Origin of the sequence: Streptomyces sp. NPDC005648, assembly GCF_040605395.1 — a bacterium.
GTDB lineage: Bacteria > Actinomycetota > Actinomycetes > Streptomycetales > Streptomycetaceae > Streptomyces.
This window is the reverse complement of the sequence record NZ_JBEXCS010000037.1, coordinates 70,502-84,182: the sequence shown is the minus strand read 5'-3', so window position 1 is coordinate 84,182 and position 13,681 is coordinate 70,502. Positions and strand designations below refer to the sequence as shown.

Below are 13,681 nucleotides of genomic sequence, written 5' to 3'. Positions count from 1 at the left end.
CCGACCTCTTCACCCCCTGACCCTCTTCACCCCCTGACCCTCTTCACCCCCTGACCCTCTTCACCCCCTGACCCACCTAACCCCCTCCCTCCCTGCCCCCCCACCGAGACCGGGCCCTTCACCGCCCGGTCCCGACATACGGCACGGCCCCCGACCCCGCAAAAGGACTCACCGTGACCACCTTCGCCCTCATCGGTGCCGGCCCCGGTCTCGGGCTCGCCGCCGCCCGCCGTTTCGGGACCGCCGGGCGCAACGTCGCCCTCATCTCACGCAGCGCCGACAGCCTCGACGCGCTCACGGCCGAACTGGCCCGCGACGGCGTCCAGGCCCGTGGCTTCGTCGCCGACGCTCTCGACCCCGGGTCACTGACGGCGGCCCTGCACGCCGCCGCCGACACGCTCTCCCCGATCGAGATCCTGCAGTACAGCCCCGCTCCCCGGTCCGACTTCATGAAGAAGGTCCTCGACACGGGCGCGGACGACCTCGACGCCCCACTCGCCTTCTCCGTCAAGGGCCCGGTCGCCGCCGTGCACGCAGTCCTGCCCGGCATGCGTGAACTCGGCCGCGGCACCCTGCTGTTCGTCAACGGCGCCAGCGCCGTACGCCCCAATCCGAACGTCGCCGGCACCTCGATCGCCTTCGCCGGCGAAAGCGCGTACGCCGCCATGCTGCACGACACCCTCGCCCCGGAGAACATCCATGTCGCGCAGCTGATCGTCCCCGCAGCGATCCACCCCGAGGCCGAGCACAGCAGTCCCGAGGCACTGGCCAAGCGCCTGTACGAGATCCACAGCACACGCGACGGCTTCCGCCACTACTCCGAACCCCTCCCCGCCTGACGGATGCCACGCCCCTGATATCGGCCGCAGCTCTGCTGCTGCTCGCCGCGCCCGCGTGCACGGAGGAGACGCGTCCTTCGACCTCCGCGCCTCCCGCGTCCTCCGCCGCCTCCGTGCCCTCGGCGCGTGAGACACCGTCCGGCCCGGCACCGATCACGACTCCCGGCAGGACACCCGCCATGACCCTCCGCCTCACCATCGACGGCCACCCCGCCACCGCCACCCTGAACGACAGCGCCGCAGCCCGTGACTTCGCCGCGCTGCTCCCGCTCACAGTGAGCCTGAGCGACTTCCACGAAACCGAGAGGATCGCCGACCTGCCCCGCCGACTGTCCACCAAGGGCGCCCCGGACGGAGCCGAAGCGAAGGCCGGTGACCTGGCGTACTACGCGCCCTGGGGCAACCTGGCCGTCTTCTACCGGGACTTCCCCCACTCCGACGGCCTGATCATCCTCGGCCGCGTGGCCGAGAGCGGCACCGGACGGCTCGCCACCGCGGAGCAGCTCACCATCGAATCCGCCTCCTGAGCGGCCCCGGCCCCGCCACGCCACTCACCCTCGGCGGGGGCTCCCCAGGGCGAGACGCGCCGTCGATGTCGTACCGGACGGCACCCGTCGTCCTACAGCGCTGTGCCCGTTTCCTCCGCCAGCGCCTCCAGAAGGCGGGTCTGGAACGCCTCGTCGCGGACGCTGGGATGCGGCTCCCGTCGCCGGCGGTGATACCAGTACCCGCCGGTGGTCAGGGCCTCCGGCTCGTCGCCGACGGCGAGCCATTCCTGTGTCCGGTGGCCGAGTTCGAGATCGTCCGGCGCGCTCGGACCGCCCATTTTCGTCGGCACCCAGCCCGGGTCCACGGCATTGCTCAGCACGCCGGTGCGCAGGCGGGCGACCGCGGCCGCGAGCGTGGTGACGAACAGTTTGCTGTCGGCGTACGATCCCGCGCTCTTCCCTCGCCAGTCGACCGCGGCGAGTGACGGGCGCCCGCTGAAGTGCGAGTTGCTGCTCAGATACACCAGTCGACGCGGCGCCCCGAGCAGGGCGGTGAGCAGATACGGCGCCACGATGTTCACCGGCATCACCGCCGGCCCGCTCCACACACCCGCGTTGTGGATGACAGCGTCGAGCGGCTCCGACTCGTTCAGCTCCGCCGCGACCTCCCGTACGGCGTCGCGCTCGGCGAAGTCACCCACGACAAGGTGTGCGCCCCGGCCGACCAACGCACCCATACTCGCCGCCCGTTTCCGGCTCCGGGCGTGCACCACGACATCGTGACCGGCGGACAGGAGGGTGTCCGCCGCGGCACGTCCAAGACCGTCCGCGGACCCGGTCACCAGAATCCGACTCAAAACCCGACCGCCTCCCAGATGTTCACTCCCTCCAATTGTCGCCCGTCATCCAGTGCGCTGCGGAGTTTCCCTGCCGTGGCCGCAAGGAACGGCGGACTGTCACGGCACGTGCACGACCTCCCTGACGACCGTCCCGACGCCGGACACGAAGTGATGGATCGCTCCGCCCGTGAGGATCAAGGCGCCGAACAGGATCCAGCCGCCGGGGCCGCTGATCATCTGGAGGTCCGAACCGCCCGTGACGCGGTCTTCGCCCGGCCCGCGCGCTATCTCTCTGGCGATGTGTGCCAGACCCACCGTGGCGTGGGCGGCTCCCGCAAGCGCCATGCCGGTGACACCGATGGCGAACCACTCCGCTGTCCCGATCTCTTCCATCGTTCTCGCCTCCTCGTCGGCGAGGTGATCACCTTCACCTTTGATCCTCGGCGGGCGATGAGCGGTCCGGTAAGGACCGGAAGGTGCAGACCAGGGGGGCCGTTCGGCCCATCGACGCACCGGGGAGGCCTGGGGAGAGTGCACGGTCCTCACCTGGATGGACCTGCCTGACTCGGTCACGCGGAGCAGCTCAAGGAGACCGCATCTAGAGTCAAAGGCAATAGATCATCGGATTCGTCCTGGTTCGGGCGGATCGGGAGCGGAGGGCGGTTAGGCCCGTGGTGCGTCGTCCCAACATTCTGCTGATCGTCACCGACGAGGAGCGTGCCGTCCTGCCGCAGGCGGAGGGGTACACGCTGCCCGCCCGGGAGCGGATCGCCGCCCGCGGTGTCACCTTCGACCGCTACTTCACCGCCTCCGCGCAGTGCAGCTCTGCGCGGTCGGTCATGTACACCGGCCAGCACCTGCCCCTGACCGAGATCTACGACAACGACAACATCCCCTACATCCGCCCCCTCGACCCTGGACTGGGCACGCTGGGCACGATGCTGCGCTCGGCCGGCTACTACTGCACGTACCAGGGCAAGTGGCACCTTTCCAACGCCTATGTCTCCCCGCAGAACCCGGCCCCCACCACGAACGCCCTGGAACCGTACGGATTCAGCGAGTTCAACACCTGGGGCGACATCGACGGCGGCGCCTGGGCCGGCCTCAAGCTCGACCCGGTGATCGCCGGACAGGCCGTGCACTGGCTGCGCGACCGCGCTCCGGTCGTCGCGGCGGAGCAGCCGTGGTTCATGGCGGTCAACTTCGTCAACCCGCACGACATCATGAGCTTCGACTACGGCGGCCGCCCCCAGGTGCAGCTGCCGCCGCTGCTGGCGCATGCCGTGCGCATGAAGGCCGCCGCCGACATCCCGGTCTACCGGCGCCGCTGGGACTTCGACCTGCCCGCCAGTCTGCACGACGACCTGTCGGGCGCCGCCCCGGCGATCACCGAGTACCAGCGCATGATCGACACCGTGTTCGGGCCGGTGGCCTCCGACGAGCACTGGTACGACGGTCTGAACTTCTACCTCAACGCCCTGCGCGACGTCGACCGCAGTATCGAGCATGTGCTGGACGCCCTCGACGCCTCCGGCCAGGCCGACAACACCGTCGTGGTCTTCACCGCCGACCACGGCGAGATGGCCGGCTCCCACGGCCTGCGGCAGAAGGGCAGCCTGGTCTACGACGAGAACCTCCACGTCCCCCTCGTCATCGCCCACCCCGACCTGACCGCCCACGCCGGCGTCCGGACCGATGCCCTGGCCTCCGCGGTCGATCTCGCCCCCACCCTCCTCGCGTTCGCCGGTCTCGACCAGGCCGAGACCGCGACCCGGCACCCCGCCCTGAAGGGCCGTTCCCTCCTCCCCGCACTGGACGGCGGGCAGGTGCGCGAAGGCGTCCTGAGCGCCATCGAGTCGATCATGATGCTGGACGCGGACTTCTGGTTCGAGTTCGCCGACCCCGACGCGCCCCAGCGCATCGCCGCCGGTGAGCTGCGCCCGGACTGGACGAAGCGAGGCTTCCTGCGCGCCTGCAACGACCACCGCTACACCTTCGGCCGCTACTTCGCGCCCCTGGACCCCAACCGGCCCACCTCCGTCGACGAGCTGTTCGCCCACAACGACGTCGTGCTCTACGACCGCCAGGAAGACCCCGCGCAGCTGCGCAACCTGGCCGCCGACCCCGCACACCGCGACCTCGTCGCCCGCTACAGCGCCCTGCTGGAGCAGCTCATCGACGCGGAGATCGGCACCGACAGCCGCGCCTGGGTCACCGAACGCCCGCGCCTGCTGGGCTGGCCCACCTGGCACGGCGACACGGAGCCGGCCGCCCACGCAGCTCCTGGCCGCTGACCGCGAACCCGCCGCGCGGCCCCGTCCCACCTGCCCCTCACGATGCCGGGGTACGCAGGTGAGCCGTCAGGAAAGCGACCGATGCCTCGATGAGCCCAGGTATGTCGGCCGCTCCGGAGAAGATGTGATCGGCGCCGTCGACGAGCAGGAGCTCCGACTTCGTGCCGGCCTGTGTGAGTGCCTCATGCAGCAGCTCGCTGTGTGTGGCGGGTACGACGACGTCGTGTGTGCCGTGGATCAGCAGGAACGGCGGAGCGTCGGCGGTGACGTAGGCGACGGGGCTCGCGGCGCGTTTCGCCTCACGGGTGTGGCTTCCCAGGAGCGAGCCGATGATGTCGTACAGGGGCTCGGGTTCGGCGGTTTCGTCGGTCACCGGGGCTCCGTCGGGCTGCATGTCCAGGTCGGACAGTCCGTACCAGTCGACACACACCCGCACCGAGCTGTCCGGCCCGACCACGCCCACCTCGCCTTCCAGCTCCGTCAGTCCGCCGGTCAGGGCGGCGAGGGCGGCCAGGTGTCCGCCGGCCGACTCGCCCCAGACGCCGATGCGTCCCGGATCCAGGTTGAGGCGGTCCGCGAAGTGCCGCAGATAGCGGATGGCCGCCTTGGTGTCGTGCAGTTGAGCGGGGAAGGGGGCCTCCGCGGAGAGCCGGTAGTCGATCGAGGCGACGGCGATGCCGGCGTCCAGCAGGGCATCGAAGACGCCGTCGGGTTCGACTGTCTCGGGCAGGTAGCGCCTGTCGCCGAAGTACCAGGCGCCGCCGTGGATCCATACGACGCACGGCGGCCGGTCGGCGTCGCCCGGGGTCCAGAGGTCCATCAGGAGTGGTCGGTACCCCGAGGGCGCCGCATAGCTGATTCCGGAGTAGTGCAGGGTGCCGTCCGGGCGGCCGAGCGGTTCGACCGGCGGCAGGTACCGCGGGGGCGCCCATGCGGTGGGCGACGGCGATTCTTGCGGAGTGGACATGACGGCATCCTCACTGCGGCGGGGCTGAAGGTGTGACGGGTGGGCCTGGCGGCGCCGGCGTGCTTCTGGGCGGTCATTCTTCCGGGTGGCGGTGGGTGCCGGGCGACGGGGTGGCTGTCCTCGCCGTCGGGAAAGACCGGCGCGGCCCATCGGAGGTCGAAGGCGGTCAACGCCTCGCCCAGTACCGTGAGTTGGCGCTTGGCGGCCATTTTCTCGTGGTGCTCGACGGCCGCGGGCACGACGCCTGTGACGGTCACCGAACCTTCCATGTAGGCCGGCGGGGGGCTGTTGAGGGACATGCGCGCGTCATGATGAGGACGGTCGCGGAGGGGTGGCCACTCTGTGGGAATGAACAATCTCGATGATCCGGGTTCGGCCCGCAGGGGCGCTGACAGGACCTCTTGGCCGGGTCGGCGGGTGAGGAGATGCGTTTCGGGCGCGGTCGTGGCGTCGGGTCTGCTCGTATCAGCCGCTGTGCTGTTCTACGTCGGTGTCACCGACGCTTTCAACGCTTTGGCGTACGGCGGGCGTGTGGTCGGAGCCGTCTTCGTGGCTGCTGCGCTGGTCGAAGGGGTCGCGGCTCTGGCGGTGTGTGACTACTGGGGCAAAAGGAACGTGCGGTACTCGGGTGCGGCCGTCCTTGCTGGGGTCGGTTCCGTGGCGGTCACGAATCTGATGTTCCTGATCACGCAGATTCAGGGCCGCTCTTACACGGTGTTTCTCTGGCTGTGGATCGGCTTGACTCTCTGGGCTATCTGGGCTTTGTGGATGCTGACGAGGCGGAAAGTCTGGGAGGGGATTCCACATCCCAAGGGAATCGCGCTCAGTGTCGTGGTCTCGGGTGCCATCGGACTGGCGAGCCTCGTCTATTCGCAGATGTACGTCCCCTACTCGACTCCGGTAAAAATTCCCTTCAGGGTTTCTTTCGGTGATCCCGCTCCAAGCGCGGACGGTACGGTCCTGCACGTTCCGGCGCGGGTGGATTTCCGTAACTCCGGCTCGGTGAGGATCTATGTCGTGGGGGCGACATGGACTGTCGTGGGTTGGCCGACTCGATTCGCTGAGAAGGGCACCGGGGCGAATGACTGGAAGCGTGATCTGTCCAGTTCCGACGAAACCATCAGGCATGTGATCTACTCGCCTTCTCGGATGCTCGGTGCGGGGAGGGTTACCGATGCGGGTTCTCGACTGGATCCAGGGCAGGACTCGTCGGGAGAGTTCGTTGTCGATGTGCCGCTGCGTTCCGGGTTCGGGCGTATCGAGATCGATGCGTCCCTCTCCTTCGTCCGAGCGGATCGAGGCAAACTGGGCAACAGTTTCGTCGACTCCGAGGAGACGTCATGGGACACGAGATCCGGTAAGGAGGTGCATGTGCGGGATGCTCCCGGTTGGGTCGCGGCACCGGGGGACGATTTTTACCGCTATTCCTCCAAGATCTATCACAGTAGTGAGATGTTGAATCTGACGCATGCCACGGACTACGCCAACGCCTGGTGGGTGCTTCCGAATTGGACCGCCGGAGATTACTTCCCGAAGGGCGATACCCACCCCTATCTGGTAGTGACTGTCGCGCGAGATCCGGAAGGAGTGGAGAGGCTCAGCGACTCGGAGCAGGAGCCTTATGGAATGGTCACGGTGGATCGCTGGACCGAACAAACCGTTGATCAGCTACTGAAAGCGTCGAAAAAGTAGCGGGCGAATTCTCATCGGCGTGTGGCTCCGCCGTCCGCGGCGATGATCTGCCCCGTGACGAACGCGGCGTCGTCGGAGGCGAGGAACGCCACGACGCCCGCGACATCGGCCGGCATCTGTACGCGCCTGATGTCCTGGATCTGCTCGACCTGTGCGAAGAACTCCTCGCTCATCGTCGCCACGGTCACTGCCGTGCGTACCAGACTCGGCGCGACGCCGTTGACGGTGATGGTGTGGGCGGCCAGGTTGGTGGCCAGGACGGAGGTGAGCCCGTTCAGCGCGCCCTTGGCCGAGACATAGGAGACGGCGACGGGCGGCGGAGTCCAGTAGCTCGAGGAGGAGATGTTGATGATCCGTCCCGCCCCGGACTCCTTGAGGGCGGGCAGGAACGCCTTGGAGGTGAGGAAGGCACCGTCCACATTGACGGCGAACGTGCGACGCCACTCGTCGTAGGTGACATGGTCGACGTCGCTCAGCAGAACGACGGCCGCGTTGTTCACCAGGATGTCGACGGCACCGAGTTCGCCGCGGACCCGCCCGGCGAACCCCTGGATCGCTTCCTCGTCCGAGATGTCGACCTTGTCGCTGAAGAACCGCCGTCCGGTGCTCGTGACGAGTTCCCGCGTGTCGTCGGCCGGGAGGACGTCCGCGACCGCGATGTCCGCCCCGTCGACCGCGAGCCTGCGGGCGATCTCCTGCCCGATTCCGGAACTGCCCCCGGTCACGACGGCCACCTTGCCTGCCAGTCTCCCAGCCATGACGTATGCCTCCTCAGTCGGCGCGTTCCCTGGCGGTGCCCGGGCCCCGCCGGTGCCGCCAACCTCGATCAGGAACCCTGCGCGTCGAGGTCGCCGCTGAGTAGTGACTTGTTCGTCCAGCGGACATGGCCGTTGACGGTGAAGAGGGCCGCCGCGGAGCGGGTCACTGCGCCTTGCCGTGCCCGCCCCGCGGCCTCACGGCGCGTCACCTGCCGTGCCCAGGGTCTCGGAGGGAGCCTCGCCGAAGCGTCGGCGGTAGGCGGCGGAGAAGCGGCTCAGATGGCTGAAGCCCCATTGATGGGCTGCTTGGGCGACCCCGATGCCGCCTGTGCGGAGGTCGGCGTGGGCGCGGTCCAGACGGACGTTGCGCAGATACGTCATGGGGGTCACACCGAGGTGTTCCCTGAATCCCTCCTGGAGGCGACGAGCGCTGACGCCCGCCGCCTGCGCCAGGTCTCCGACCGTGAACGGGGTCTCGGGGCGGCCCTCGATCAGGTCGACGGCCTTGCGGACCGTCCGCGGGTAGGCAGGAGGCCGCGGACTCAGCAGCGCTTCCGTGTAGTTGTGCTGCTGCGCCAGCAGGAGGCCGCTCACCAGGAGGCGTTCGAAGTGCGGCTGGACCGCGGGTCGGCCGATGAGCCCGTCTGTACTGTCGGACTCGGTCAGCAGCAGGTCCAGGGTGTTGCGCCAGCTGCGGCCGTGCGGGGACGTCAGATCGAAGTCGAAGGCGAATTCCAGCGGAGCCTGCAGAGGGCGGCCCAGGAGTGCCTGGAGCTCGCCCTCGACCAGGCTCCGGTCGATCTTGACCCCCAGATGTCTTGCGCCGCCTTCGCAACTCAGCAGCCGGTGCTGCTGTGTCGGCGTGAAGACCATCGCGTCGCCGGCGGTCGCCACCATCTCCTGGCGTCCGGTGGCCGCCTCGATGGCGCCTCGGAGCACGACGTTGACGTGGTAGTGCGACGGTGTCCTGCCGGGATCGACGCGGGTGCGCTGGCCGAAGGTCATCAGGCCGACGGTGATGTGCTCGGTACGCGTGCCGCGCAGTTCACCGCCGGGTGTCTCAGGGCCCGACAACGGGGTGACGTCCGCGGGATAGAACAGGTCGTTGAGGCGTTCACGGAAGTCCTCGAAGCCTGAATCGCGGCACAGCACGTGGCTCGCCAGGGGGGAGCGGCCCATGCGTCATTCTTAACCTCCCGCCACCTGGTCAACAAGGGGCGTCCGGCGGCGTTCCCTCGCCCGGGACGGATTTGCGAAACCCGTCGCGCGATCCGGCTGCCGTTCGCGCTTCGCGGCTGTCGTCCGTCGGCGCGACTCCGTAGCGTCTCCTCGACCACGGCCCGGCCGTGGAAGCACGCCAGCACTGGGGGTAGGTCATGTCCGGCACCGACGAAGCCATGAAAGCCATCACCACCGCGGCCGTCGACAGCTTCCGTGACACACCGGACCCTCGCTTGCGTGAACTGCTCCAAGGTCTCGTCCGCCATCTCCACGGGTACGTCCGTGAGCTGCGTCCGACGATGCGGGAGTGGGAGTACGCCGTGGACTACCTCACCGCCGTCGGACAGAAATGCGACCCCACCCGCCAGGAGTTCATCCTGCTCTCCGATGTGCTGGGCGTCTCCATGCTGGTCGAGACGGTGAACGAACAGGGCGGCGGAACCGAGAGCACCGTCCTCGGGCCGTTCCACGTCGTGGAATCCCCCAAGCGCGAGAGCGGGGACACCATCGACCTCCTGGGCACGGGCCGGCCCTGCGTCGTATCACTGCGCGTCAGGTCGACGGACGGCCGCCCGCTGCCCGGAGCGAGTGTCGACGTCTGGCAGTGCACCGAGGACGGCTTCTACGACGTACAGCAGCCGGATGTCCAGCCGCCGGGCAACGGACGCGGTCTCTTCAGGACCGATGACGAGGGTCGGCTGTGGTTCCGTACCGTGGTGCCGAGCCACTACCCCATCCCCACCGACGGTCCGGTGGGGGTGCTGCTCGACGCCACCGGCCGCCACCCGTACCGCCCGGCCCACATCCACTTCATCGTCGAGGCCGACGGCCACCGCCCGCTGACGACACATGTCTTCGTCGCCGACGGCCCCTACCTGGACTCGGACGCCGTCTTCGCCGTCAAGGACAGCCTGGTCGTCGAGTTCGCCCAGGTCGACGACCAGGAGAAGGCGCGCGCGTACCAGGTCGCCGCGCCGTTCCGCATCGCCGAGTACGACATCGGCGTCGAGCCGGAGGGGCGTGAGGACGCCCGATGAGCACGCCGCTCGACTTCGTGTACCAGGCACTGCCGATGCGCGTGGTCATGGGCGCCGGTGTACTCGACCGACTCGCCGACGAGATCGACCACGCCGGGCTGAAGCGGGTCATGGTGCTGTGCACACCGGGACAGCGGCAACTCGCCGAGAAGGTCGCCGGCCTGATCGGGGCCCGGGCGGCGGACATCCACGCCCAGGCCCGTATGCATGTGCCCGCCGAGTCCGCCGTCGAGGCACAGAGGCGTGCGAAGGAGGTGAACGCGGACGGCTGTGTCGCGATCGGCGGCGGATCGGCGATCGGCCTCGGGAAGATCGTCGCCCTGAAGTACGGCCTGCCGGTCATCGCCGTACCGACGACGTACTCCGGATCCGAGATGACACCGGTGTGGGGGCTCACGGAGAACGGCGTCAAACGTACCGGCCGCGACCCCCGCGTCCTGCCGGTCTCCGTGCTCTACGACCCCGCGCTCACCGTGCCCCTGCCGACGGCCGTCTCCGTGACCAGCGGCATGAACGCGATCGCGCACGCCGTCGAGGCCCTCTACGCACCGGACGCCTCCCCGGTCATCGACCTGATGGCAGAGGAAGGTGTACGGGCGCTGGCCGCCGCAGCGCCCCTGGCGGAGCCGCCGGGACAGCGCTCGGCGTGACGAAGGCCGTTGGCGCGGGCGGTCCGAATCGACCGTCGTCGACCAGCGCGAGGGCACGGCTCCCTCGCTGTCACCGTCCATTCGTAGGGCTTGTCGTGCGCGCGGGTCTCACGCCCCGTCCACCGTCGTGACGCTGTCCTCGCGCACTACGTCGGCGACGGTGGTGCGGGCGAGTTCGTCCAGCAGGGCGCGGCGGGCCCGCCGATCCAGATCCAGGAGCGTCTGGTGGACGCGTTGGCCGGCACGGCAGTCGGGTTGCGGGACATGCATGCCGAGGACCGGGTCCTCGCCGTTGAGTGCGAGCCAGACCATGGCCAGGTCGATCTGCGCCGCCTCGCGCTCCAGCATCCAGCCGCCGCGCGGTCCGGGATGTGAGCGGACCAGTCCGGCCTCGCGCAGCCGGCCGAGGATGCGCCGCGCATGTGCGGCGTTGGTCGCGGGGCTGAAGGCGAGGGACTGCGAGTCCCGCCACTCGCCGGGTCGGGCGGCCAGCAGGGTGAGCAGATGGACGCCGACCGCGAACTGGGTGTTCGTGGGCTGTGCCATGACCTCATGGTACGGGCAGCCGGGAGTAACTGTATCTACTGCTGTTACAGTTCCATCCGTAAGCGTCGCAGTTTCGAATTACGCGAGGCCGGACCGGCCGCTGCGCGCGTCTGCCGCAGGCAGAACGCTTTCGCTCACCACACACCCCCTACGGAGGGAGCCCACCATGGCGATCATCACCGTCTTCGGCGCGACCGGCTACGCCGGCGGCCACATCACCGACGAGGCCTTGCGTCGCGGGCACGAGATCATCGCGGTCAACCGCACCGGCTCCGCCGAGGCCCGTCCCGGGGTCACCCCCGTCGCCGGGTCCATCGATGACGAGGCCCTGGTGCGCGATCTGGCGGCCAAGTCCGATGTGGTCGTCGTCGCGGTGCATGGCAGCGTCGACGGTGAGCCGTTCCTGCTCCCGCTCGTTCCGTCGCTGCTCGCGGCGGCCGCCGAGGGCGGTGCCCGGATCGGTGTCGTGGGCGGCGCCGGCAGCCTGCGGGTGGCCGAGGGTGGTCCGCGACTGATCGACACCCCCGACTTCCCGGACGTCTTCAAGCCGGAGGCCGGCTCGCACGCCCAGGTCCTGGAGCAGCTGCGGGCCGCGGACAGCGGCGGGGACTGGTTCTACGTCAGCCCGGCCGCCGAGTTCGGCTCCTGGGTCCCCGGCGAGCGCACCGGCACCTTCCGCCTCGGCGGCGATGTGCTCCTCTCCGACGCCGACGGCAAGTCCTTCATATCCGGTGCCGACTACGCCATCGCGTTCGTCGACGAGATCGACGAGCCGACCCACCGCCAGGCCCGCTTCACCGTCGCCTACTGAACCCGGGTGGGACCGGCTCCGGCCGGCGGCCGAGCCACCCAGAACCGACCCGGCCGTCGGCCGCCCGGCTGCGGCGGCACCGCTCTCAGTCCCGCAGTGCGACGCGGATACGGTTCCCGTCCGGATCGGCTGCGAGGAAGGTCGGCCCGAACCCCGCGTCGTGAGGTTCGAGAAGGATCGTGACCCCCTTGGACTTCCAGCACCTGAAGATCGCGTCGACATCGTCGGGGCCGCCGTCGATGGCCAGGCACACCTCGCTGGTGCGCGGGACGCCCGGCGACAGATTCTCGAACTGGCCGGACCATACGGCGAGGTCAGCGCCTGGCCCGAGGTCGAAGGTGAGGTATCCCGGAGTCTCGAACGAGGGGCTCATGTCGAGGAGGTCGCCGTAGAAGCGAGCCGCGGCGGGAGCGTCGTTCACGTAGACGATGGACATCACGGATGTGGTCATGGTTCTTCCCTGAGGATGGTGGGTGGCCCGGAGGAGCTGCGGCCCTCAGCCTGACCGGGATATGCGCCGCATCGTGTCGCAATTCCCTGAAAAAATCGGTGAGTGACCCCAGATCGCTTCTTCGCCCTGATGCTGCTCCTCGGTTCGAGGAATGCCGTGACCACACAGGAACTTGCCTCAGCGCTCGGGGTGTCCCTTCGAACCGTCACCCGAGACCTGAACTGGCTCCGCGACGCCGGACTGCCGGTGACCGCACACCGGGGCCGCCTCGGAGGCGTGACCATGCTGCCCGGGTCCGGGCTCGACCTCATGCGGCTGACACCGGGCGAGCGTGATCATCTGTCGCTCACCGGGCTGGACGAGAAGCAACGGGCGGAGCTCAACGCCTCGGTCGAGAGCCGGCGCGCGCTCTCCAAGATCGCCGCTGCGCAGCCACGTCGAGCTGACGACCTCCTGCCGCTCACCGACGTAGTGCACGTGGACAGCCGTCCCTGGCGTCAGGCACCTGCTCCCGACACGACTCCGGCGTCGCTGATCGGTGCGGTGCGGCGAGGTCGGCGACTACGGATCGAGTACGACAGCCACCGCGCATCATGCCCGCGCGACCTGCTCGTGGATCCCTACGGACTGTTCGCCAAGGCCGGCATCTGGTATCTCGTCGCCGATTGTTCCCGAGAGCCACGGATGTACCGGCTCGAACGGATCACGGCGTGGGAAGAAGTCGACCGGCCACGACGGATCCGCGAGAGCCAGACCCTGGCCACCGTCGCTGCGGCGCTCGTCGATCAGTGGGAACACAACCACGCGATAGAGGTCAGCGCGACCATCGACCAGAGCCAGATGGAGCGAGCGCAACGGATCTTCGGCCTACGACTCGTCCGGGACGACCCTCAAGCATCCGCCGCCGGCCACAAGGTGACGATCCGTTTCCTGCGTCTGGAGGACGTGCGAGCGCTACTGCCCTTCGGGAGCGCCGTCACGGTGCACGGCCCCGCCGAAGCCAGGGCTCACCTCAGCGATCTCGCCACCGACCTCGCCCACCATTACGCGCTGCCACCAACGCCCTGACCCGCGACAGGCCGACCTCG

The 13,681-nt window shown here is 68.9% G+C and carries 15 protein-coding genes; 8 read left to right on the top strand and 7 right to left on the bottom strand.

Features of this window, described 5'->3' with window-relative positions; all coding sequences use genetic code 11:
• The first annotated feature begins 173 nt into the window (after positions 1-173).
• A complete protein-coding gene (locus ABZT17_RS22125; protein ID WP_356351219.1) occupies positions 174-839 on the top strand; it encodes an SDR family NAD(P)-dependent oxidoreductase in 666 nt (221 codons plus the stop codon).
• Positions 840-1,018: 179 nt separating this feature from the next.
• The gene (locus ABZT17_RS22120) at positions 1,019-1,366 is read left to right on the top strand and encodes a cyclophilin-like fold protein (RefSeq protein WP_356351217.1); all 348 of its coding nucleotides are present in this window, start codon (positions 1,019-1,021) and stop codon (positions 1,364-1,366) included.
• Between the two features lie 92 nt (positions 1,367-1,458).
• Here the strand turns inward: ABZT17_RS22120 and ABZT17_RS22115 are convergent, their stop codons facing one another.
• Both ABZT17_RS22115 and ABZT17_RS22110 read right to left on the bottom strand, forming a co-directional pair.
• The gene (locus ABZT17_RS22115; RefSeq protein ID WP_356351220.1) at positions 1,459-2,169 is read right to left on the bottom strand and encodes an SDR family NAD(P)-dependent oxidoreductase; all 711 of its coding nucleotides are present in this window, start codon (positions 2,167-2,169) and stop codon (positions 1,459-1,461) included.
• Between the two features lie 114 nt (positions 2,170-2,283).
• The gene (locus ABZT17_RS22110) at positions 2,284-2,559 is read right to left on the bottom strand and encodes a hypothetical protein (RefSeq protein ID WP_356351216.1); all 276 of its coding nucleotides are present in this window, start codon (positions 2,557-2,559) and stop codon (positions 2,284-2,286) included.
• 278 nt (positions 2,560-2,837) lie between these two features.
• On the opposite strand from ABZT17_RS22110, the gene ABZT17_RS22105 reads away from it, so the two are divergent.
• A complete protein-coding gene (locus ABZT17_RS22105) occupies positions 2,838-4,460 on the top strand; it encodes a sulfatase-like hydrolase/transferase (RefSeq protein ID WP_356351214.1) in 1,623 nt (540 codons plus the stop codon).
• A 37-nt stretch (positions 4,461-4,497) separates the two neighbouring features.
• Here ABZT17_RS22105 and ABZT17_RS22100 read toward each other — a convergent pair whose 3' ends face one another.
• On the bottom strand, positions 4,498-5,427 hold the full coding sequence (locus ABZT17_RS22100; protein ID WP_356351212.1) for an alpha/beta hydrolase: 930 nt from the start codon (positions 5,425-5,427) through the stop codon (positions 4,498-4,500).
• 474 nt (positions 5,428-5,901) lie between these two features.
• On the opposite strand from ABZT17_RS22100, the gene ABZT17_RS22095 reads away from it, so the two are divergent.
• Positions 5,902-7,119, top strand: a complete 1,218-nt coding sequence (locus ABZT17_RS22095) for a hypothetical protein (protein WP_356351210.1) — start codon at positions 5,902-5,904, stop codon at positions 7,117-7,119.
• Positions 7,120-7,130: 11 nt separating this feature from the next.
• On the opposite strand, the gene ABZT17_RS22090 is transcribed toward ABZT17_RS22095, so the two are convergent.
• Together ABZT17_RS22090 and ABZT17_RS22085 are read right to left on the bottom strand one after the other, a co-directional pair.
• Complete coding sequence (locus ABZT17_RS22090) at positions 7,131-7,877, bottom strand: SDR family oxidoreductase (protein ID WP_356351208.1); 747 nt, start codon at positions 7,875-7,877, stop codon at positions 7,131-7,133.
• Positions 7,878-8,072: 195 nt separating this feature from the next.
• The gene (locus ABZT17_RS22085; RefSeq protein ID WP_356351207.1) at positions 8,073-9,056 is read right to left on the bottom strand and encodes an AraC family transcriptional regulator; all 984 of its coding nucleotides are present in this window, start codon (positions 9,054-9,056) and stop codon (positions 8,073-8,075) included.
• Positions 9,057-9,253: 197 nt separating this feature from the next.
• Between ABZT17_RS22085 and ABZT17_RS22080 the strand changes: the two genes are divergently transcribed.
• Both ABZT17_RS22080 and ABZT17_RS22075 read left to right on the top strand, forming a co-directional pair.
• The gene (locus tag ABZT17_RS22080) at positions 9,254-10,135 is read left to right on the top strand and encodes a dioxygenase (RefSeq protein WP_356351206.1); all 882 of its coding nucleotides are present in this window, start codon (positions 9,254-9,256) and stop codon (positions 10,133-10,135) included.
• The gene (locus ABZT17_RS22075) at positions 10,132-10,785 is read left to right on the top strand and encodes an iron-containing alcohol dehydrogenase (protein ID WP_356351205.1); all 654 of its coding nucleotides are present in this window, start codon (positions 10,132-10,134) and stop codon (positions 10,783-10,785) included. Before ABZT17_RS22080 ends, ABZT17_RS22075 begins: the two co-directional genes overlap by 4 nt.
• A gap of 108 nt (positions 10,786-10,893) precedes the next feature.
• On the opposite strand, the gene ABZT17_RS22070 is transcribed toward ABZT17_RS22075, so the two are convergent.
• Positions 10,894-11,331: an Rrf2 family transcriptional regulator gene (locus ABZT17_RS22070; RefSeq protein ID WP_356351204.1), complete on the bottom strand. Its 438-nt coding sequence runs from the start codon at positions 11,329-11,331 to the stop codon at positions 10,894-10,896.
• Between the two features lie 166 nt (positions 11,332-11,497).
• Between ABZT17_RS22070 and ABZT17_RS22065 the strand changes: the two genes are divergently transcribed.
• A complete protein-coding gene (locus ABZT17_RS22065) occupies positions 11,498-12,142 on the top strand; it encodes an NAD(P)H-binding protein (protein ID WP_356351203.1) in 645 nt (214 codons plus the stop codon).
• A gap of 85 nt (positions 12,143-12,227) precedes the next feature.
• Here the strand turns inward: ABZT17_RS22065 and ABZT17_RS22060 are convergent, their stop codons facing one another.
• Complete coding sequence (locus ABZT17_RS22060; RefSeq protein WP_356351202.1) at positions 12,228-12,593, bottom strand: VOC family protein; 366 nt, start codon at positions 12,591-12,593, stop codon at positions 12,228-12,230.
• 102 nt (positions 12,594-12,695) lie between these two features.
• Here ABZT17_RS22060 and ABZT17_RS22055 point away from each other — a divergent pair, with 102 nt between their 5' ends.
• A complete protein-coding gene (locus ABZT17_RS22055) occupies positions 12,696-13,661 on the top strand; it encodes a WYL domain-containing protein (protein ID WP_356351200.1) in 966 nt (321 codons plus the stop codon).
• Positions 13,662-13,681 lie beyond the last annotated feature (20 nt).

Bases quoted from the DNA above. Each gene is read 5' to 3' on its own strand.
- ABZT17_RS22120 (WP_356351217.1), top strand. From the start codon at position 1,019: ATGACCCTCCGCCTCACCATCGACGGCCACCCCGCCACCGCCACCCTG.
- ABZT17_RS22110 (WP_356351216.1), bottom strand. From the start codon at position 2,559: ATGGAAGAGATCGGGACAGCGGAGTGGTTCGCCATCGGTGTCACCGGC.
- ABZT17_RS22070 (WP_356351204.1), bottom strand. From the start codon at position 11,331: ATGGCACAGCCCACGAACACCCAGTTCGCGGTCGGCGTCCATCTGCTC.
- ABZT17_RS22080 (WP_356351206.1), top strand. From the start codon at position 9,254: ATGTCCGGCACCGACGAAGCCATGAAAGCCATCACCACCGCGGCCGTC.
- ABZT17_RS22060 (WP_356351202.1), bottom strand. From the start codon at position 12,593: ATGACCACATCCGTGATGTCCATCGTCTACGTGAACGACGCTCCCGCC.
- ABZT17_RS22065 (WP_356351203.1), top strand. From the start codon at position 11,498: ATGGCGATCATCACCGTCTTCGGCGCGACCGGCTACGCCGGCGGCCAC.
- ABZT17_RS22075 (WP_356351205.1), top strand. From the start codon at position 10,132: ATGAGCACGCCGCTCGACTTCGTGTACCAGGCACTGCCGATGCGCGTG.
- ABZT17_RS22085 (WP_356351207.1), bottom strand. From the start codon at position 9,056: ATGGGCCGCTCCCCCCTGGCGAGCCACGTGCTGTGCCGCGATTCAGGC.
- ABZT17_RS22090 (WP_356351208.1), bottom strand. From the start codon at position 7,877: ATGGCTGGGAGACTGGCAGGCAAGGTGGCCGTCGTGACCGGGGGCAGT.
- ABZT17_RS22100 (WP_356351212.1), bottom strand. From the start codon at position 5,427: ATGTCCACTCCGCAAGAATCGCCGTCGCCCACCGCATGGGCGCCCCCG.